The organism is Dellaglioa sp. CoH-57-MRSF-22 (assembly GCF_056781895.1).
Map to the genome: position 1 here is coordinate 1 of NZ_JBXAXT010000053.1, position 553 is coordinate 553.

A 553-nucleotide genomic window follows, 5' to 3' on the forward strand; every position below is an offset into this window, starting at 1 on the left:
GTGTGCAGCTCCGAGAAGATGGCCTGCATTGTCGGGGTCTTCACCACAACATCCTTGCCATTGATCTTCACGGTGTGTTTCTTGATACCCTGTGGGATACCATTTGCATCATCCTGCACCCAGTAGGTGCCGGAATCAGCGTACAGCTGAACCGAGGTGCCGCGACCAGCAATGTGTTCGTCCACTGCGTTGTCCAACATTTCTCGGATCACTACCCAGAGTCCCGAGGCGTCGGTGCCACCGATGTACATACCGGGGTTAGACTGGATCGACTCGGGGAACCGCAGAGTCTTCACATCATCACTTACAAACTTCTTAGTTGCCATTTCAGGCNTCTACCTCAAGGTTACTGGGATTGAACTGCAAAACCGTCATCAGCTGTGTGACGACAGGGAGTACATTCGACACGTCCGCGTAACGGCAACGTGTCGAATACGTGGGAACGTATTCTCCACCCTTCTTGATCTCGATCACGGTATGAACATATCCGTGTTCGTGTTCCACCTGCTGATCACGTCCCGGCTTCGTCGGGAGCTTGCGCGAACGTTGATCG

Annotated in this window: 1 pseudogene; it reads right to left on the reverse strand. The window is 53.4% G+C overall.

From position 1 onward, the window contains the following. Positions 1–326: pseudogene (locus tag AC1RPR_RS08085) on the reverse strand (hypothetical protein); the annotation flags it as partial. Between the last annotated feature and the right edge of the window lie 227 nt (positions 327–553).